This window comes from Conexibacter arvalis (assembly GCF_014199525.1).
GTDB classification, from domain to species: domain Bacteria; phylum Actinomycetota; class Thermoleophilia; order Solirubrobacterales; family Solirubrobacteraceae; genus Conexibacter; species Conexibacter arvalis.
In genome coordinates this window covers 282,332-300,446 of sequence record NZ_JACHNU010000004.1, presented here as the reverse complement: position 1 = coordinate 300,446, position 18,115 = coordinate 282,332, and the positions used below count along the sequence as shown (strand labels likewise).

The window sequence follows — 18,115 nt, the reverse complement described above, 5'->3', positions numbered from 1 at the left end:
ATCGTGCAATAATTGCATCGTCATGAGCTTTGAGATCGAGGTCACCGAATACACCGACGCGCAGTGCCCGTGGGCATGGTCGGCCGAGCCGATGAAGTGGCGGCTCAGATGGCTCTACGGGGAGGCGCTCGAATGGCGGACGCGCATGATCGTGCTCGCCGCCGACGGCGGCCACTACGCCCGCATCGGCTACACGACCGAGCAGCTCGCGGCCGGCTTCGAGCAGTTCGCCGCCAGATACGGCATGCCGCTCGACGCCACGCCGCGCCCGCGCCTCGGCGCGACGCGCCCGGCCGCAAAGGCGGTCGTCGCCGCGCGCGTCAACGGCTCCCCGCAGCTGTCGGAGCGGCTGCTGCGCCGCCTCCGCGTCCACGCGATGACGAACCCCGCCGCGCTCCTGGACGAGGACGAGACGATCGTCGCCGCCGCGACCGAGGCCGGCGTCGACCCCGCGGTGCTGGAGCGGTGGCTGACTGACCCGGCCGTCGAGCGCGCGCTCGAGGACGACATGCTCGCCGCCCGCAGCCCGGCGCCGGCGGCCGTCGCGCTCAGCCACAAGCTGGCGAGAGCGGCCGAGGACCCGAGCAGATGGCGCTACACGGCGCCGTCGCTGGTCTTCACGCGCATCGGCGACCGCCAGACGATCGAGACGCCCGGCTTCCAGCCGTCGATCGCCTACGAGGTCGCGGTCGCCAACCTCGCGCCCGGGCTGGCGCGCAGAGCGCCGCCCGAGTCGGTCGAGGAGCTGCTGGAGTGGGCCGGCACGCCGCTGGCGACGCAGGAGGTCGCCGAGGTGCTCGGGATCTCCCGCGACGAGGCGCGCGAGCGGCTCTCCGCCGGCGGCGCCGTCGAGCAGCGCGCCGGCAGCGACGCCTTCTGGGCGCTGGAGAAGCGCGCGGTCGCCGCCTGAGCGACGGATGAGGTGCGATTTCCGGTCGCTCAGCGACCAGAAGTCGCACCGCATCGGTCACGGCCGCCAGAACGACCGTGTCAGCAGGACCGCGACGGGGATGATCTCGACGCGGCCGAGCCACATCAGCCCGGTCAGGATCGCCGTCGAGAGGTTGCTGTAGTCGGCGTAGGAGCCGTTCGGGCCGGCCGAGCCGAAGGCCGGTCCGACGTTGCCGATGCAGGCCGCCGCCGAGCCGATCGCGTCGAAGGCGCCCAGCTCGACGCCGGCGCGCTCGCCGTCGATCACCAACCCGAGCGCGCCGAGCGCGAAGACGAACAGGTAGAGCAGCACGAACAGCACCGTCGAGCGCAGCGCCTGCTCGTCGACGACGACGCCGTTGACCCGCACCGGCCGCTGCACGCCGCGGTGGGCCGACTGCGCGAGGTCGCGCCGCATGATCCGGAACAGCATCAGGTGGCGGACGATCTTGATCGAGCCGCCGGTCGAGCCGGCCGAGGCGCCGACGAACATCAGCAGCAGGAGCGTCATCGTCGCCAGCCCGCCCCAGGTCGTGTAGTCGGCGGTGGCGAAGCCGGTCGTCGTCATGATCGAGGTCGCCTGGAAGGCCGCCATCCGCAGCGCGCTCTCGCCCGAGGCGATCCCGCTCGACAGCAGCTCGACCAGCAGCAGCGTCGTCGCCGAGGCGAGGAAGAAGCCGTACAGCCGCACCTCGTCGTCGCGCGTCAGCGCCCGCGGCCTGCGCTGCACGAGCACGCGGAAGAGGCGCAGGAAGTTGAGCCCCGCGACGACCATCACGAGGCAGAGGATCCACTGCGAGATCGGCGCGAACGCGGCGACCGAGGCGCCCTGCGGCGAGAAGCCGCCGAGCGACATCGCCGAGGAGGCGTGCGCGAACGCCTGCCACGGCGTCATCGCGTCGTCGAGGCCGACCCAGCCGACGAACGCCAGCACGAGCGTCGCGACCAGCGTCAGCCCGACGTAGAGCGACCACAGCCGCCGCGCCGTCTCGCGGATCGTCGCGCCGAGCCGCTCGATCTCGGTCGGCCCGGCCAGCTCCGACTGCAGCAGCCGGCGGCCGCCGACCCGCAGCCGTGGCAGCACCGCGATCGCCAGCACGATGATGCCCATGCCGCCGAGCCAATGGCTGAGCTGGCGCCACACCTGCGTCGCCGCGCTGAGCTGGTCGACATCCGGGACGACCGTGCCGCCGGTCGCGGTGAAGCCCGACATCGCCTCGAAGTACGCGTCGACCGGCGCCTTCAGCTGCGGCTCCTGCGCGAGCACGTACGGCAGCGCGCCGAACATCGGGACGAGGAGCCAGACGAGCGCGATCACGAGCAGCCCGTCGCGCGTGCCGATCCGGTCGATCCGGCGCTCGTGCGTGAGCAGGTCGAGCAGCATGCCGCCGCCGGTCGCGGCGGCGCCGGCGGCGAGCCACGGCCACACGCTCGCGCCGTCGAAGAGCGCGACCAGCGCCGGGACGACGAAGGCGACGCCGATCCATCTCAGCACGCCGCCGACCAGGTCGAAGACGGCGCCGAGGTCGACGCCGAGCGACGGCCGGCGCGGCATGCGGCGGACCCGCTGGCGCATCTACAGCGTCCGCTCGACCAGGGTCGCGCGCGCCGGGTCGACGAGCACGATCGCGCGGTCGCCGGCGCGCAGCTCGTCGCTGCCGTGGGGGAATATCGCCGTGCCGTCGCGCACGATCGCGCCGATCGTCGAGCCGGTCCTCGGCATCTCGGCGATCCGTCTGCCGGCGAGCGCGCTGTCGCTGCGCACTCTCACGTCGAGCACCTCGAAGCGGTCGTCGTCGAGCAGCGCGATCTGGTGCAGGCGCGGGTCGTGGGCGAAGCGGACGAGCTCCTCGGCGGTCGCGGCGCGCGGGTCGACGGTGACGTCGACGCCGGCCTGCTCGAAGGCGGTCGCGGCGGCCGGGTCGTCGACGACCGCGAGCGTCGTCGCGACGCCCTCGGCCTGCGCGACGACCGCGGCGAAGAGCGTCTCGGGATCGTGCTCCAGCGCGACGACCGCGACGTCGGAGGCGCCGATCCGCTCCTCGCGCAGGAAGTCGCGGTCGCGGCTGCCGGCATGGAAGACGCGCGCCTCCGGAAGCGCGGCGGCCGCGGCGCGGGCGCGGGCCGCATCCTCGTCGGCGATCCGCACGCGCACGCCGCGGTGCAGCAGCTTGCGCGCGATCGCGATGCCGGCGCCGCCGGCGCCGAAGACGGTCGCCTCGCGCACCGGCCGCGCTTCGGGCACCAGCTGCGCGCTCCAGGCGACGGCGGCCTGCGGCGAGGCCATCACGATCACGCGGTCGCCGACCTCCAGCGTCGCGCCCCCGCTCGGCAGCACGAGCCGGTCGTCGCGCACGATCAGCGCGACGCGCGACTCGGGCGGCAGCGGCGCCTGCGCGAGCGGCACGCCGACGAGCGGGCCGCCGGCCCGCTCCGGCAGCACGTCGAACTCGGCGATCGTCACCCTGCCGTCGGCGAAGACGTCGGTCGCGCGGGCGCCCGGGACCGCGACGGCGTCGAGGACCGCGCGCGCCGTCTCCAGCTCGGAGGAGACGATGAAGTCGACGTCGAGCACGCCGGCCCGCCACGCCGCGATGTGACCGGGGTCGGTCGTGCGCACGAGCGTCTGAGCGCGGCTGGCGAGGCCGCGGACGAACATCGCGGCGACGAGGTTGACCTCCGCGTACGCCGTCGAGGCGATCATCAGGTCGGCCTCGGCGACCCCCGCCTCCTCCAGCGTGCCCTGGCTCGCCCCGTCGCCCTCGACGGTGATGACGTCGTAGAGGTTGGCGAGCGCGACCAGCCGGGCCGGGTCGCGGTCGACGACGGTGAGCTCGTGCTCCTCGAACAGCGCCGCGGTCACCGCCATGCCGACGTGGCCGGCGCCAAGCACGATGATGCGCATGGATGCAGCGTACGCCGCCGTGAGGCGGCGCGGGATCCCGGCGTGCGGCGGTGCGCTAGTAGAGCGCCGCGGCGAGGCGGCGGCGAGCGTCGCGCGCCAGCTCGTGCTCGACGCCGAGCTCGTCGAGCAGCGCGACGACGACTCTGCGGATCTCGTCTCTGGCGCCGTCGGCGGAGGGGAGGGCGGCGATCAGCAGGTCGAGCGCGCGGGCGACGTCGCCCGCGTCGGCGGCGGCGAAGGCGTCGGCGAGATCGGGCTCGCCGGCGCGCTCCAGCTCGATGCGGGCGGCGAGGCCCTCGGCGCCGAAGTTCCCCGGAGCGCGCCGCGCCAGCTCCAGCGCGGCCTCGCTCTCGCCGCGGCCGTGGAGGATGCGGGCGAGCGGCACGAGCGCGTCGGCGCGGTTGGGGTCGAGCTCGAGCGCCCGTCTGAGCGACGCCTCGTCGCCGGCGGCGACCAGTCCGTCGACCTCGGAGGGGACGAGGCCGTCGAGGAAGCGCTCGACGGCGGCCGGCGGCTGCGCGCCGACGAACTCCGAGACGACCTGGCCGTCCTGGAACGCCTTCACGGCCGGGATGCCCTGGATCTGGAAGGCCTGCGAGATGCCGGGGTTGGCGTCGGTGTCGACCTTCGCGAGCGCGACCTTGCCCTCGCGGGCGTTCACCGCTCTCTCCAGCACCGGGCCGAGCTGGCGGCAGGGACCGCACCACTCGGCCCAGAAGTCGACGACGACGGGAATCTCGTGGGAGCGCTCGACGACCTCTCTCTGGAAGTCGTTCTCGGTGACGTCGAAGACCATGTCGTGAGGGTAGCGAGCGGACGGCGTCGCGCTCCTTTCCGCTATCACCTCACTGCATGAGCGAGCTGACGGTCGAGCGCGACGGGGTGACCCTCGCGGGGACGGACGAGGGGGACGGCACGCCGGTCGTGCTGCTGCACGGGCTGACGGCGACCCGCCGCTACGTCGTGATGGGGTCGAGATCGCTGGCCCGCGGCGGCCATCGCGTCGTCGCGTACGACGCGCGCGGCCACGGCAGATCGAGCCCCGCGCCGTCGCCGGACGCCTACGGCTACGAGCTGCTCGCCGCCGACCTCGGCGCGGTGCTCGACGCGGCCGGGATCGAGCGGGCGGTGCTCGCCGGCGCCTCGATGGGGGCGCACACGCTCCTGCGCTTCGCCCTCGACGCGCCGGAGCGGGTCGCCGCGATCGCGGTCGTGACGCCGGCCTACGACCCGGTCACGCAGGACGATCCGGCGCGGCTCGACAACTGGGACGCGCTCTCGACCGGCCTGCGCGAGGGCGGGATCGAGGGCTTCGTCGAGGCCAACAGAGTCGAGCGGATGCCGGCGGCATGGCAGGACACGGTGCGGACCGTCCTGCGCCAGCGGCTGGCCCAGCACGACCACCTCGACGCGGTCGCCGACGCGCTCCACGCCGTGCCGCGCTCGCGCCCGTTCGAGACGCTCCACGACCTCGCCGAGCTCGACGGGATCCCGGCGGTCGTCGTCGCCAGCCGCGACGAGGCCGACCCGGGCCATCCGCTCGCGATCGGCGAGGCGTACGCGGCCGCGATCCCCGGCGCCGAGCTGCGCGTCGAGGAGGAGGGCAGATCGCCGCTGGCGTGGCAGGGCGGCCAGCTGTCGCGCGTGATCGCGGAGCTGGCGGCGCGCGCGCCGGTCTGAGCGGGGCGTCGATCGCCCGCCGCGCGATCGCTCGGCCGAGGATCCTGGCGCCGGCCGCCCGCGCCGCCGCCCTCCTGCGCGCTCGGAATCGCCCGCGAGACCGGCGATTGCTGGCCAACCGCAAATCGACGCTCCTGGAGCTGGCAGACTGTGGCCGATGTCCGACGTGCATGACTTCCGCCGTCTGCCGCCGAACCTGCCGATCCCGGTCGACGACGGAGCCGCCGACCATCTGCCGGGCATGGAGCTGCCGAGCCTGGCGCTCCCCTCGACCCAGGGCGGGACGCTCGACCTCGCCGAGCTCGCCGCCGAGGCGTTCACGCTCGTGCTCTACGTCTACCCGCGCACCGGCGTCCCCGGCGAGGTGCTGCCGGAGGGCTGGGACGAGATCCCGGGCGCGCGCGGCTGCACGCCGCAGAACTGCGCCTTCCGCGACCACCGCGCCCAGCTGACCGTGCTCGGCGCCGACGTCGTCGGCCTCAGCGCGCAGCCGCTCGAGCACCAGCGGGAGTTCGCCGAGCGCGAGCACATGCCGTTCCCGCTGCTGGCCGACCCGGGGCTGGAGCTGGCAGCGGCGCTGAGACTGCCGACCTTCGACGCGGGCGGCATGACCGTCTACAAGCGGATCACGCTGGTCGCGCGGGGCGGCGCGATCGAGAGAGTCTTCTATCCCGTCTTCCCGCCCGACCGCAACGCCGCCGACGTCGCGGCGTGGCTCGGAGCGGTGTCGTGAGCGGGACGGGGGCCGGCGGCACCGCATCGCGGACGCGGCTGGAGTAGCGCGCCTGACCGCCGGTCGACGCGAGCTGCGTCAATCCGCACCCCTCTGCGGGGTACGGATTGACGCAGCTCGCGAGCGGTGGCGGGTCAGCGGGCGGCGGCGCCGGCGGCGAGCCAGCGGCGGCCGGCGAAGACGGCGAGCGCGCCAAGGAGGCTGGAGGCGATCGCGACGGTGAAGGCGCGGTGGCCGCTGGTCGCGTCGACGACGTGGCCGGCGACGGCGAGGCCGATCGCGACGCCGGCGCCGAGCGAGGTCGACAGCCACGCGAAGCCCTCGGTCAGCGCGGTGCGCGGGACGAGCGCCTCGACGAGCGCGAAGCTCGTTATCAGCGTCGGCGAGATCGTGAGGCCGCTGACGACGATCGCGCCGACCATCAGCGGGATCGTGTCGGCGAGCGCCAGCGGGATCGTGCCGACGAACAGCAGCGCGAGCGCGACCTGGAGCCGGCGGTGGAGCGGCAGCTTCCACGCGCGCGCCCCGTAGGCGATCCCGGCGAGGCCGCTGGAGATCGCGTGGAGCGCCAGCAGCGGCCCCGACAGCGCCGGGCGACCGTGCTCGTCGGCGAAGGCGACCATCGACACCTCGATCGTGCCGAAGACGCCGCCGAGGCCGACGAGGACGAGCGCCAGCACGACGAGGCCGGGCGTGCGGATCGCCGAGCCGCCGCGGCCGCGGTCGCGCACGACCGGCGGCTCCGTCGCGCGCAGCGAGGCGAACGACAGCCCGCCGAGCAGCAGGAAGCCGAGGCCGGTCGCGAGCCCGACCTCTGGCGCGATCGACGTCGCCAGCAGCGTCACGAGCACGGGGCCGAGCGTGAAGACCAGCTCGTCGAGCACCGACTCCAGCGCATAGGCGGTCTGCAGGCGCTCGGTGCCGCCGAGCAGGTTGGTCCAGCGGGCGCGCACGAGCGAGCCGAACGACGGGAAGGCGCCGCCGGCGACGAACGCGGCGAGGAAGAACGCGACGGTTGGCGCGTCGAGCGTCGCGGCGAGCAGCAGGCCGGCGACGCCGGCGACGTGGATCGCCATCGCCGGCAGCAGCACCCGCCGCTGTCCGAAGCGGTCGACCAGCCGCCCGATCTGCGGCGCGCCGATCGCGTTGGCGATCGCGATCGTCGCGCTGACGCCGCCGGCGACGCCGTAGGAGCCGGTCGCGGCGCGCACGAGCAGGACGGTCCCGAGGCCGATCATCGCCATCGGCAGCCGGCCGACGAAGCCGGCCAGCACGAAGGCGCGCGCACCCGGTGTGCGGAGGATGTCGGCGTAGGGAGCGAACACGGGCAGCAGGCCAGCATGGCACGGGCGCGGGCGGCGGGCGGTGCGGCCGCCGCGGCGCGCGGCGGCAGAAGGGAGCGCGCCGGGTCGGCGGAGGTCGCGCTCCGCCGTGGCTCCCGAACACGCCATGCCTATGCAATGCTTATGCAGATGGAGCGAGATCTGACGATCGGCGAGGCCGCGAAGGCGCTCGGCGTCAGCGCCGACACGCTGCGCCGCTGGGACCGCGACGGGAGACTGCGGACCGTCCGCGACGGGCGCAACCGCCGCCGCGTCCCACCCGACGAGGTCGAGCGGCTCAGCACGCGCCCGCGCCGCCACGAGACCGGCACGCCGCTGTCGGCGCGCAACAGCTTTCCGGGCGTCGTCCGCTCGGTCGAGGTCGACGGGGTGATGGCGCTGGTCGAGATCGAGGCCGGGCCGTTCCTCGTCACGGCCGCCGTCACGCGCGACTCCGTCGAGGAGATGGGGCTGGCGCCGGGGAAGCCGGCGACCGCGCGGGTGAAGGCGACCTCGGTGATGATCGAAGAGGGAGGACGGACCGGATGACCAAGGCGCCCCCGCGCGCGGTCGCGCTGATCGCGGCGCTGCTGGCGCTGTGCCTGCTGGCGACCGCCTGCGGCAGCAGCGACGACGACGGCGGCGCGGGCACGAGCGGGGGGAGCGGAGGCGACCTCGTCGTCTCGGCCGCGACCTCGCTCAAGCAGGCGTTCGAGGCCTACAGACCGGAGGGGGTGAAGTTCCAGTTCGCCGGCTCCGACGAGCTGGCGGCGCAGATCCGCCAGGGCGTCAGACCGGACCTCTTCGCCTCGGCCAACACGAGACTGCCCGACGCGCTGCATGCCGAGGGGCTCGTCGGCAGACCGGTCGTCTTCGCGGCCAACCGGCTCGTGATCGCGGTGCCGGCCGGCAGCGACGAGATCCGCTCGGTCGAGGACCTGACGAGAGCCGGCACGACGATCGCGATCGGGTCCGAGACCGTGCCGATCGGCGCCTACACGCGCAGACTGCTCTCGCGACTCGGCAGCGCACAGAGCGAGGCGATCCTCGCCAACGTCAGGTCGAACGAGCCCGACGTCGGCGGCGTCGTCGGCAAGGTCGCCCAGGGCGCGGTCGACGCCGGCTTCGTCTACGTCACCGACGTCGAGGGCGCCGGCGGCAAGCTGAGCGCGGTCGACCTGCCGGAGCGGATCCAGCCGAGCGTCGCGTACGGGATCGCCGTCGTCGACGGCGCCGAGCATCCCGACCAGGCGCAGGCGTTCATCGACGGGCTGCTCTCCGGCGCCGGCGCGCAGGCGCTGCGCGACGCCGGCTTCGAGCCGCCGCCGGCCGGGTGAGCGGCGCGGCCGCCCACGAGCCGCCCGGCGCCGCGACGGGCGCGCCGCGCGCGGGCGGCCCCGCCGCCCGCCTGCGCGGCGCCTGGTTCCCGCTGCTGCTGTTCGCCGCGCTGGCGGTCGCGCTCTGCTTCCTCGCGCTGCCGGTGCTGGCGATCTTCCTCGACACCGGGCCGGCGAGGCTGGTCGCGAGCCTCGGCGACCCGTCGTCGCGCGAGGCGCTGCGGCTCAGCCTGATCACGACGACGATCGCGGTCGGGATCGTCGTCGCGGTCGGGACGCCGGCCGCCTACCTGCTTGCGACCCGCCGCTTCCGCGGGCGCGAGCTGGTCGTGACGGTGCTGGAGCTGCCACTCGTGCTGCCGCCGGCGGTCGCCGGCATCGGGCTGCTCGCGGCGCTCGGCCCGCAGGGGATCCTTGGCGGGCTGCTCGACGACCTCGGGATCAGACTGGTGCTGGAGACGGCCGGGGTCGTCGTCGCGCTCGTGTTCGTCTCCGCGCCGTTCCACCTGCGCGCCGCGCAGAGCGCCTTCGCCGCGGTCGACCGGCGTTGGCTGGAGGCGTCGCGGACGCTCGGCGCCGGCGAGGCCCGCACCTTCGCGCGCGTCGCCGTCCCCGCGGCGCTGCCGGGGCTCGCCGCCGGGGTCGCGCTCGCCTGGGGCCGCGCGCTCGGCGAGTTCGGCGCGACGCTGATGTTCGCCGGCTCATTCCGCGGGATCACGCAGACCGTCCCGCTCGCGATCTACGACCGCTTCGCGACCGACTTCGACGGCGCGCTGGCGCTGTCGGCGGTGCTGGTCGTCGTCTCGGCGGCGCTGCTGCTGTCGGTCAAGCTGCTCGCCCGCGACCATGGCGCCGATGCTCTCCGCTGAGCTGCGCACGCGCGTCGGCGCACTCGACCTCGACGTCGCGCTGGAGGTTCCGGCCCGAACCTGCCTCGCGCTCGCCGGGCCCAGCGGCGCCGGCAAGACGACGATCCTGCGGGCGGTCGCCGGCCTGCTGAGACCCGACGCCGGCCGGATCGCCTGCGGCGGCGAGCCGTGGTTCGACGGCGCGCGCCGCGTCTTCGTCGCGCCGGAGCTGCGCGGCTGCGGCTACCTCTTCCAGGACTACGCGCTGTTCGGCCATCTGAGCGTCTGGCGCAACGTCGCCTACGGGCTGCGCGGGCTGTCGCGCGCGCAGCGGTGGGCACGCGCCGTCGAGCTGCTGGAGCGCTTCGGGGTCGCCGCGCTCGCCGACCGGCGGCCCGGCTCGCTGTCGGGCGGGGAGCGCCAGCGGGTCGCGCTGGCGCGGGCGCTGGCGCCGCGGCCGCGGGCGCTGCTGCTCGACGAGCCGCTGTCGGCGCTCGACGCGCGCAGCCGCGGCCGCGCCGGACGGGAGCTGGGGCGGCTGCTGGCGGAGCTGGAGGTGCCGGCGCTGCTCGTCACGCACGACTTCGCCGAGGCGGCGCTGCTCGGCGACGAGGTCGCGGTGCTCGACGGCGGCCGGATCGTCCAGCGCGGGCCGGCGCCGGAGCTGGCGGCGCGACCGGCGTCGGGCTTCGTCGCCGACTTCACCGGCGCGGTCGTGCTGACCGGCGCGGTCGTCGCGGCGGCCGATGGCGAGCGCCCGCTCACGGTCGTCGCGCTCGACGGCGGCGGCGAGGTGCGCTCGACGGACGGGGGCGAGGGGCCCGTCGCGGTCTCGGTCCACCCGTGGGAGGTGACGCTCGAGCCGCCCGAGGCGCCCTCCGCCGGCTCAGCCTCCAACCGGCTGGCGGCAGAGGTCGTCTCGGTCACCGAGGTCGGCAACCGCGTCCGCGTCGGGCTCGCGCTGCCGCAGCCGCTGACCGCCGAGGTGACCGGCGCCTCGGTCGAGCGGCTCGAGCTGGCGCCGGGCCGTCGCGTCGTCGCCGTCTGGAAGGCGGCGGCGACGCGGGTGACGCCGCGCTGAACGGGGCCCCGCCCCGGGCCGCTCACCCGTGGACGCGCAGGCGCGCGGCGTGGATCGCGCCGCTGACCGAATGGGAGAGCGGCAGCGCGTCGCGCAGCGCCTCGATCTCGGAGCGGCGGAAGCGGGGGCTGCCCGCGCCGCCGACGTCATGGGGGAACGACAGCCGCTCCGACCATGACCGCAGGGCGTTCGCGGGCACGTCGAGGAGGCTCGCCGCCTCCGCGCAATCGAGATCGCTGTCACCGCTCCCGTGCGGCAGCAGCACTGTCACCCTGCCACTCATTTCTGTCACCGTAACGCAACCTCGTGTCACAAGGCATGACGTTGCGCAATTTGGTCACTATTTCCCGATTGCTCAAACGCGTTTGAGCAATGAGCGCGGGACGGAGTCGGTGGCGTCAGCTCGCGAACGTCGTCGCCGCTCGGCAGCCGACGCCGCCAGCCCGCGAGCGGCGTCGCCGGTCGCGGGCGGGCGCTCATCTTCCGCCGCTGCCGTCGGCGGCCGCCGCGCGACGGCGCTCGGAGGCCTCGATCACCGTGCGGCGGCGCTTGTGCGCCCGCTCGTAGGCCTCGACCTGTCGCAGCCGCGCCGGCGGCAGCGCTCGCAGCCGTCTGACGACGGTGTCGGCGTTGAGCTCGTCGTAGCCGTCGAACGGCTCGCGCTGCTCGGCCGCCGCCTCGATCGCGTCGCCGGCGCGGTCGCGCATCGCGTCGGCCGCCTCGCTCGTGCGCTTCGCCGCGGCATCGACCGCCTCGCTCGCGCGGCTCGTCGCCGCGTCGGCCGCCTCGCTCGTGCGCGCCTTCGCGTCCTCGACCGCGCGCTCCGCCCGCTCGCGCGCCGCGTCGGCCGCCGCAGCGGCCTGCGCCTTGGCGTCGTCGGCGGCGCTGCGGGCGGCCTGCGCGGCGCCCGTCCTCGCGACGTCGAAGCTCCCGTGCTCGTGGACCTCGGCGCGGATCACTCTCGCCGTCAGCCGCGGCAGCTCGGCGCGCAGCGCGGCGAGCATCCGCTCCTCGTCGGCGCGGTGGTCGCGCGCCAGTCTCGCCGTCGCCTCGTCGCCGGCGGCGGTCGCGAGCTGCTCGAGCGCGTCGTAGGTGGCGATCTCCAGCTGCTCGCTGGCGCACTCGTCCTTCGCGTTCTTCAGCAGCTTCTCCTCGGGGCTCGCGCCGCGCAGCATGTCGAGCGGCGCCTTCCCGAGCGCGAGCGCCTGGCCGAGCAGGCGCTGTCCGGCGCCGTAGACGACCGCGGCGGTCGACGGAGCGCGGCCGAGGTCGGCGAGCCGGCGGGCGATCCGGTCGGCGTGGCCGCGGGTCTCGCGCAGGTGGCGCTCCAGCTCGCCGCGGTAGCCGCCGCTCGGCGTCATCGCGATGTGCGCCTGCAGCGTCCGCACGAGCGCCAGCTCCATCGCCCGCGCCTCGGTCAGGTACTGAACGATCTTGTCCTCGGTCGTCGTCATCTGCGCGTCGCTCCTCGGGCGTGACGGTGGTGGCGGTCGGTGCCGTCGCCGTTCCCGCTGCTCGCGGCGGGCAAACACCCGTCGCGGCAGGCGTTTGCGGGGAAGGGCGGGGGGTAGTCGGTGGACATGACCGAGACGCCCAAGCAATCCGACCAGATGCCCGAGGAGGCCCCCGCCGAGCAGGTCCCCGACGACGTGCCGGAGGCCGGCGAGGGCGCGGCCCGCGAATCCGCCCAGGCGCACGCCAAGCGCGCCGGGCAGGACCAGGAGGAGATCGGCTACAGGGAGAACGCGGAGGAGGACGCCTACCGGCGGGGGGAGAGAGGATGAGCGAGGAGCCGCGCTGGGAGCAGGAGGAGGTCGACGCGGCCGCCGCGGAGGCGGGCGCGATCGGCGGCGCCGCCGGCGACGAGCAGCTCGACCCGGCCGAGCGCCCGGTCGCCGAGGCCGGCGAGGGCGAGGCCGAGGGCTTCGAGCAGGCCGAGGACGAGCTGATCGAGAACGCCTCGCACGGCGATCAGCAGTCGGCGCGCGTCGCCTTCCACGACCGCGGCCAGGACGAGGATCCGCTCGCGGCCGACCAGGTCGACGCGGAGGCTGACGAGGAGCACAGCAGCGAGCGCGAGGACGACGACGCCGAGCATCGCGGCCGTGGCTGAGCCGACGGGCGGCACGGCGGCTGCGGGCGTGCCGGCAGACGGTCGTGAAAAGCTCGTGAAGGTTCACATGTGCAGCACTTTTGCGGTCTGGGGCGGACCTACGCTGCGGCCATGTCGTACGTCGACCTCCACTGCCATCTGCTGCCGGGCCTCGACGACGGGGCGGCGACCTGGGACGATGCGCTGCGCCACGCCCGCCGGCTCCACGCCGAGGGCGTCCGCGACGTCGCCTGCACGCCGCACGTCAAGCGCGACGAGTTCCCGGGCGTGCCGATCCGCGAGCTTGACGAGCGCGTCGCCGAGGCGCAGCGCGCGGTGACGGGCGCCGGGCTGGCCATCCGCCTCCATGCCGGCGCCGAGCTTGCCCATCCCGACGCGCTGCTGCTGCCCGAGCCGGACCTCGAGCGGATCGCGCAGGGGCCGAGGGGGAGGCGGTGGCTGCTGCTCGAGTGCCCGTTCGAGGGGCTCGACGACGACTTCGCGCTCGCCTTCCGGCGGCTGCAGGGGCTCGGCTACGGCCTGCTGCTCGCCCACCCGGAGCGCTCCGCCGGCCTGCTGACCGGCGACGGCCTCGGCCGGCTCCGTCCCTTGGTGGCGCAGGGCGCGCTGCTGCAGGTCAACGTCTGCTCGCTGCTCGGCAACCACGGGCTCGACGCGCAGGACGCGGCCGTCTGCCTCGTGCGCGAGGGCCTCGCCTTCTGCCTCGCCTCCGACGGCCACCCCGGCAGCCGCGAGCAGACGCTGCAGCTCGGCTTCCACCTGCTGCTGCGCGCCGGCGCCTCCAGCACGCAGGCGTACCGCCTCACGCAGGCCAACCCGCGGCTCCTGCTGCGGGACGGCGTCACCCGTCCGCTCGTCGATCTCGAACGGGCGCTCGCCGCGGCCGCCTAGCGCCGGCCCGCGGCGAAAGAGCTTCCACGGGCGCGCGAGGGAGGCCGGTACGAGGGAGGGAGGCGGGCCGTTCCGGGCGCGCGAGGATTCCCGTCGTGCCAACTTTAGGTTACCCTAACGCGCATGACGACCATGCGCGCGCCGAACCCGGACCACCAGGCACCCAAGGGCTTCCAGTACTACCCGCCGCCGCTCGAGCCGGTCGAGCCCGGCCCGCGCCGCACGCCGGCCGAGGAGGCGCGCACGCTGCTCGCCAACTCCGACGTCGCGACGCTCGCGACGCTGAGCGAGGACGGCACGCCGTGGGCGTCGATGATCATGTTCGGGACGCTGCCCGACGGCTCGCCGACGCTGATGGTCTCCACGCTCGCCGAGCACGGTCGCAACCTCGAGCGCGACCAGCGCGGCTCGATCTCGGTGATGTCGCCGCGCAGAGGGCCCGATCCGCTCCAGAACGGCCGCGTCACGCTCGCCGGCCGCTTCGAGAAGCCGGAGGGCGAGCGCCGCGAGGCCGCCCGCCAGGCCTGCTTCGACGCGATGATGTACGGCAAGGTCTACGAGAAGTTCGGCGACTTCTCCGTCTGGGTGCTGAACGTCGAGCGCGTCCGCTGGGTCGGCGGCTACGGCGTGATGGGCTCCGACGACGCCGCCTCCTACGCGACGGCCGAGATCGACCCGACGGCGCCGAACGCCGAGCACGCGGTCGAGCACCTCAACGACGACCACGCCGACGCGCTGCTGCTGATCTCGCAGAAGCTCGGCGGCTACCCCGACGCGACCGCCGCGATCTGCACCGGCATCGACCGCTACGGCATGGACCTGTCGATCGACACGCCGCGCGGCAAGGCGCCGCAGCGGATCGGCTTCGCCGAGCGCTGCGAGGAGGCCGACGGCCTGCGGATGGCGACGGTCGAGCTGGCGAGACGGGCCCGGACCGCCTGAGCGGCCGCGAGCAGCCGGCCGGGCGGCGCAACTCCGGCCGGCTTCTTCGGTTACCCTAATTAGGTCGGCCTAACACGCCGAACCGTGACGTGAAGACTCAGATGCCGAGAGGAACCACATGATCGTGGTCATGAACGTGGTCAGCGCAGCCAAGGGGCGCGCGGCCGAATTCGAGGAGGCCTTCCGCAACCGCGAGAGCCACCTGGCCGAGGTCGACGGCTTCCTCGGCTTCGAGCTGCTGCGCCGCGAGGGCGAGAACGAGTACCTCGTCAGCAGCCGCTGGGCGAGCCGCGAGGCGTTCCAGGCGTGGATCAGAAGCGACGCCTTCAGAAAGGCCCACGCCGGCGACGCCGGCCGCGGACAGCTCTCGCACGGCAACGAGATCCGTACCTACGAGGTGCTCCAGACCGAGGTGCCCGCATGACCCGCCGTCCGCTCCGCGCGCTCGCCGCGCTGCTCGCCGCCGTCCTCCTCGTCGGCCTCTCCGCCAGCGCCGCGCAGGCGCAGTCGCGGATCGTCGCGCTGACGCCGTTCACCGCCAACGCGCTCGCCGGCCTCGGCGTCAAGCCGGTCGGGATCGGCCAGCAGCTCGGCGGCCACAACAAGCTCGTGAAGGGCCTCAAGGGCGTCAAGACGCTGACGCTCTCGCATCCGCTCGGCCCCAACCTCGAGCATCTGGCGCTCCTCAATCCGCAGCTGGTCCTCTCCTCGCCGACGTGGAGAAAGGGCACCCAGGGGATGAAGGAGCTCGGCATCCGCGTCGTCGAGATCGAGCCGACGCGCGTCAACGACGTCCCGCGCCAGACCGAGTTCATCGGCAGCCTCGTCGGCAGACGGGCGAAGGCGAAGAAGCTCGCCGACCAGCAGCGCAGACACATCCGCGTCGCGAAGAAGGCGGCGAAGCGCCGGCCGACCGTCCTGCTCGTGCTCGGCGTCGGCCGCAAGCCGTACGCCTTCCTGCCGAGCAGCTGGGGCGGCGACCTCGTCAAGGCGGCCGGCGGCCGGCTGCTGACCCAGGGCCTGAAGGGCTCGGGCGGCTTCGCGCAGATCTCCGACGAGATCGTCGTCAAGCGCAACCCCGACGTGATCATCGCCGTCCCGCACGGCACGCCGGGGAACATCCCCCAGATCACCGACTACCTGCGCAACAACCCCGCCTGGAAGAACACGAAGGCGGCGCGCAACAACCGCATCTACGTCTCGACCGACAACACGATGCTGCAGGCGTGGACGAGCGCGGCCCGCTCGATCTACGACGTCCAGACGAAGTACCTCAAGAACCGGTAGGCAGCGGCGCGTGGTCTGCCGGACGTCCCGACGATGAGCGTGCAGGCCACGCCGCGCGCGACCACCGACGAGCCGGCGGGAGGCCCCGCCGGCTCGTTCGCGCCGCCGCTCGACGCGCCTCCGCGCCGCGGCGCGAGCGTCCGCCAGATCGTCGTCGTCGTGATCGCCGGCGTCGCGCTCGTCGCGGCGGCGATCGGCTCGATGACGCTCGGCGCCGTCCACGTGCCGCTGTCGGTCGTGATCGACGCCCTCACCGGCCAGGCCGAGGACGGGCCGCTGAAGCAGATCGTGCTCGACCTGCGCCTGCCGCGGATGATCGAGGCGCTCGTCGTCGGGGCGGCGCTCGGCGTCGCCGGCGCGCTGCTGCAGGGCGCGCTCGCCAACCCGCTCGCCTCGCCCGACGTGATGGGCGTCACCGGCGGCGCGTCGTTCGGCGCGATGCTGATCCTCCTGCTGCTGCCCGACCAGATCGCGCTGCTGCCGGTCGGCGCGCTCGCCTTCGGCCTGCTCGCCGCGGCGCTCGTCTTCGTGATCGGCGCGACGGGCGCCGGCGGCGGCAGCGTCGCGCGGCTGGTGCTCGCCGGCATCGCGATGACGGCCGCCTTCCAGGCCGGGACGACCTCGCTGATGGCGCTCTTCCCCGACCGCGTCCAGTCGGCGATCTTCTGGCTCGCCGGCGGCCTGACGACGAGCGGCTGGTCGAACCTGAGAGTCGTCTGGCCGTACCTGGCGATCGGCTTCGTGCTCGCGATCACGCTGACGCGGCCGCTCGACCGGCTCGCGCTCGGCGACGACGTCGCCGCGTCGCTCGGCTCGCGGCCGCGCGCGATCCGCCTCACGGCCGCGGTCGCCGCCGCGATGCTGGCCGCCTGCGCCGCCGCGATCGCCGGCCTCGTCACCTTCCTCGGGCTGTTCATCCCGCATGTCGTGCGGATGGCGTCCGGCACCTCGAGCCACACGTACGTGGTGCCGACGTCGGCGATCGCCGGCGCGGCGCTGCTGATGGTCGGCGACACGCTCGCCCGCACGGTCGCGGCGCCGATCGAGCTGCCGGTCGGGCCGTTGATGGTGCTGCTCGGCGTGCCGCTGTTCCTGTGGCTGCTGCGGAGAGCCGCCTGATGGCGCTGCTGTCGCGCTCCGCGCCGCCGCTCGACCCGTCCGCGCCGCTGCTCGACGCGCGCGAGGTCGCGGTCGAGATCGGCGGCAAGCGGATCCTCCACGCCGCCGACCTGCGCGTCGCCGCCGGCGAGCTGGTCGCGATCGTCGGCCCCAACGGCGCCGGCAAGTCGACCTTCGCACGCGCCGTCGCGGGCCTGCAGAGAACGTCCGGCGGCTCGGTCAGGTGGAGCGGCGTCGACGTCGGGCAGCTGCCCGGCCGCCGGCTCGCCCAGCTGCGAGCGTTCGTCCCGCAGCGCTCGCGCGTGCCCGACGGCGTGACCGTCCGCGAGGCGGTCCGCATCGGCCGCTCGCCCCACATCAAGCCGCTCGGCCGCATGATGCAGGCCGACCACGAGGCGGTCGAGCGGGCGATCGCGCGCGCCGGCGTCGAGCGCTTCGCCGAGCGCAAGCTGACGACGCTGTCGGGCGGCGAGCTCCAGCGCGTGCAGGTCGCCGTCGGCCTCGCCCAGGAGGCGCCGCTGCTGATGGCCGACGAGCCGACCTCGCACCTCGACCTCGGCGCCACGGCGACGCTCGCGAAGCTGCTGCGCGGCCTCACCTCCGACGGCCTCGCCGTGATCCTCGTCGTCCACGACCTCTCGCTCGCCGCCGCGGTCGCCGACCGCGTCGTCGTGATCGCCAGCGGCCGCTCGGTCGCCAGCGGCCCGCCCGCCGACGTGCTCGTGCGCGAGCGCCTCGCCGAGGTCTGGCAGGTCGACGCCGCCCTCGAGACCCGCCCCGACGGCCACACCGCCCTGCACGTCGCATGGCTCGGCCGCCAGGAGCGCCAGTCGGAGGCGTTCGCGGCCGAGGGGGCCGCGGCCGACCCGCCGGCCTGAGTCCGGCGGAAGCTTCGCTACGAGCGCCCGAGCGGGCGAGAGCAGACGC

At 74.7% G+C, this 18,115-nt stretch carries 21 protein-coding genes; 15 read left to right on the top strand and 6 right to left on the bottom strand.

Translation table 11 applies throughout. From position 1 onward, the window contains the following. Positions 1-22 precede the first annotated feature (22 nt). Positions 23-910, top strand: coding sequence for a DsbA family protein (locus BDZ31_RS15945; protein ID WP_183343329.1), 888 nt, complete (start codon positions 23-25; stop codon positions 908-910). 57 nt (positions 911-967) lie between these two features. Here BDZ31_RS15945 and BDZ31_RS15940 read toward each other — a convergent pair whose 3' ends face one another. The 3 genes from BDZ31_RS15940 to trxA are packed head-to-tail and all read right to left on the bottom strand — an operon-like array spanning position 968 to position 4,631. After that, positions 968-2,506, bottom strand: a complete 1,539-nt coding sequence (locus BDZ31_RS15940; RefSeq protein ID WP_183343328.1) for a TrkH family potassium uptake protein — start codon at positions 2,504-2,506, stop codon at positions 968-970. Beyond that, positions 2,507-3,835, bottom strand: coding sequence for a Trk system potassium transporter TrkA (trkA, locus tag BDZ31_RS15935; RefSeq protein WP_183343327.1), 1,329 nt, complete (start codon positions 3,833-3,835; stop codon positions 2,507-2,509). 55 nt (positions 3,836-3,890) lie between these two features. Continuing rightward, on the bottom strand, positions 3,891-4,631 hold the full coding sequence (gene trxA, locus BDZ31_RS15930) for a thioredoxin (protein ID WP_183343326.1): 741 nt from the start codon (positions 4,629-4,631) through the stop codon (positions 3,891-3,893). A gap of 56 nt (positions 4,632-4,687) precedes the next feature. On the opposite strand from trxA, the gene BDZ31_RS15925 reads away from it, so the two are divergent. Both BDZ31_RS15925 and BDZ31_RS15920 read left to right on the top strand, forming a co-directional pair. Further along, positions 4,688-5,515: an alpha/beta fold hydrolase gene (locus BDZ31_RS15925; RefSeq protein ID WP_183343325.1), complete on the top strand. Its 828-nt coding sequence runs from the start codon at positions 4,688-4,690 to the stop codon at positions 5,513-5,515. A 157-nt stretch (positions 5,516-5,672) separates the two neighbouring features. After that, positions 5,673-6,248: a peroxiredoxin gene (locus BDZ31_RS15920; RefSeq protein ID WP_183343324.1), complete on the top strand. Its 576-nt coding sequence runs from the start codon at positions 5,673-5,675 to the stop codon at positions 6,246-6,248. A 134-nt stretch (positions 6,249-6,382) separates the two neighbouring features. Here the strand turns inward: BDZ31_RS15920 and BDZ31_RS15915 are convergent, their stop codons facing one another. Then, on the bottom strand, positions 6,383-7,573 hold the full coding sequence (locus BDZ31_RS15915) for an MFS transporter (RefSeq protein ID WP_183343323.1): 1,191 nt from the start codon (positions 7,571-7,573) through the stop codon (positions 6,383-6,385). 147 nt (positions 7,574-7,720) lie between these two features. Between BDZ31_RS15915 and BDZ31_RS15910 the strand changes: the two genes are divergently transcribed. From BDZ31_RS15910 to BDZ31_RS15895, 4 genes are read left to right on the top strand one after another with little or no spacing between them, the layout of a single operon-like run. After that, entirely contained in the window at positions 7,721-8,119 is a 399-nt protein-coding gene (locus BDZ31_RS15910; protein ID WP_183343322.1) for a TOBE domain-containing protein, read from the top strand. Further along, positions 8,116-8,907: a molybdate ABC transporter substrate-binding protein gene (gene modA / locus BDZ31_RS15905; protein ID WP_183343321.1), complete on the top strand. Its 792-nt coding sequence runs from the start codon at positions 8,116-8,118 to the stop codon at positions 8,905-8,907. Before BDZ31_RS15910 ends, modA begins: the two co-directional genes overlap by 4 nt. Then, the gene (locus tag BDZ31_RS15900; protein WP_343075605.1) at positions 8,904-9,776 is read left to right on the top strand and encodes an ABC transporter permease; all 873 of its coding nucleotides are present in this window, start codon (positions 8,904-8,906) and stop codon (positions 9,774-9,776) included. Before modA ends, BDZ31_RS15900 begins: the two co-directional genes overlap by 4 nt. Further along, complete coding sequence (locus BDZ31_RS15895; protein WP_183343320.1) at positions 9,763-10,836, top strand: ABC transporter ATP-binding protein; 1,074 nt, start codon at positions 9,763-9,765, stop codon at positions 10,834-10,836. Before BDZ31_RS15900 ends, BDZ31_RS15895 begins: the two co-directional genes overlap by 14 nt. A 22-nt stretch (positions 10,837-10,858) precedes the next feature. On the opposite strand, the gene BDZ31_RS15890 is transcribed toward BDZ31_RS15895, so the two are convergent. Together BDZ31_RS15890 and BDZ31_RS15885 are read right to left on the bottom strand one after the other, a co-directional pair. Beyond that, complete coding sequence (locus tag BDZ31_RS15890; RefSeq protein WP_183343319.1) at positions 10,859-11,107, bottom strand: hypothetical protein; 249 nt, start codon at positions 11,105-11,107, stop codon at positions 10,859-10,861. Positions 11,108-11,312: 205 nt separating this feature from the next. Continuing rightward, positions 11,313-12,290: a DUF892 family protein gene (locus BDZ31_RS15885; RefSeq protein ID WP_183343318.1), complete on the bottom strand. Its 978-nt coding sequence runs from the start codon at positions 12,288-12,290 to the stop codon at positions 11,313-11,315. Positions 12,291-12,416: 126 nt separating this feature from the next. Here BDZ31_RS15885 and BDZ31_RS15880 point away from each other — a divergent pair, with 126 nt between their 5' ends. The 8 genes from BDZ31_RS15880 (at position 12,417) to BDZ31_RS15845 (ending at position 18,066) form a co-directional block, all read left to right on the top strand. Next, the gene (locus BDZ31_RS15880; protein ID WP_183343317.1) at positions 12,417-12,620 is read left to right on the top strand and encodes a hypothetical protein; all 204 of its coding nucleotides are present in this window, start codon (positions 12,417-12,419) and stop codon (positions 12,618-12,620) included. Next, positions 12,617-12,949, top strand: a complete 333-nt coding sequence (locus tag BDZ31_RS15875) for a hypothetical protein (protein ID WP_183343316.1) — start codon at positions 12,617-12,619, stop codon at positions 12,947-12,949. Before BDZ31_RS15880 ends, BDZ31_RS15875 begins: the two co-directional genes overlap by 4 nt. A 111-nt stretch (positions 12,950-13,060) precedes the next feature. Then, positions 13,061-13,840, top strand: coding sequence for a tyrosine-protein phosphatase (locus BDZ31_RS15870; protein ID WP_183343315.1), 780 nt, complete (start codon positions 13,061-13,063; stop codon positions 13,838-13,840). Between the two features lie 132 nt (positions 13,841-13,972). After that, positions 13,973-14,782: a DUF2470 domain-containing protein gene (locus tag BDZ31_RS15865; protein WP_183343463.1), complete on the top strand. Its 810-nt coding sequence runs from the start codon at positions 13,973-13,975 to the stop codon at positions 14,780-14,782. A 130-nt stretch (positions 14,783-14,912) separates the two neighbouring features. Further along, complete coding sequence (locus tag BDZ31_RS15860) at positions 14,913-15,206, top strand: antibiotic biosynthesis monooxygenase family protein (RefSeq protein WP_221243104.1); 294 nt, start codon at positions 14,913-14,915, stop codon at positions 15,204-15,206. Beyond that, on the top strand, positions 15,203-16,069 hold the full coding sequence (locus BDZ31_RS15855; protein WP_183343313.1) for an ABC transporter substrate-binding protein: 867 nt from the start codon (positions 15,203-15,205) through the stop codon (positions 16,067-16,069). Before BDZ31_RS15860 ends, BDZ31_RS15855 begins: the two co-directional genes overlap by 4 nt. Before the next feature lie 33 nt (positions 16,070-16,102). Then, positions 16,103-17,188 (top strand): FecCD family ABC transporter permease, encoded by a 1,086-nt coding sequence (locus BDZ31_RS15850; RefSeq protein ID WP_183343312.1) that lies wholly within the window; start codon positions 16,103-16,105, stop codon positions 17,186-17,188. After that, positions 17,188-18,066, top strand: coding sequence for an ABC transporter ATP-binding protein (locus BDZ31_RS15845; protein WP_183343311.1), 879 nt, complete (start codon positions 17,188-17,190; stop codon positions 18,064-18,066). Before BDZ31_RS15850 ends, BDZ31_RS15845 begins: the two co-directional genes overlap by 1 nt. Positions 18,067-18,115: the final 49 nt, after the last annotated feature.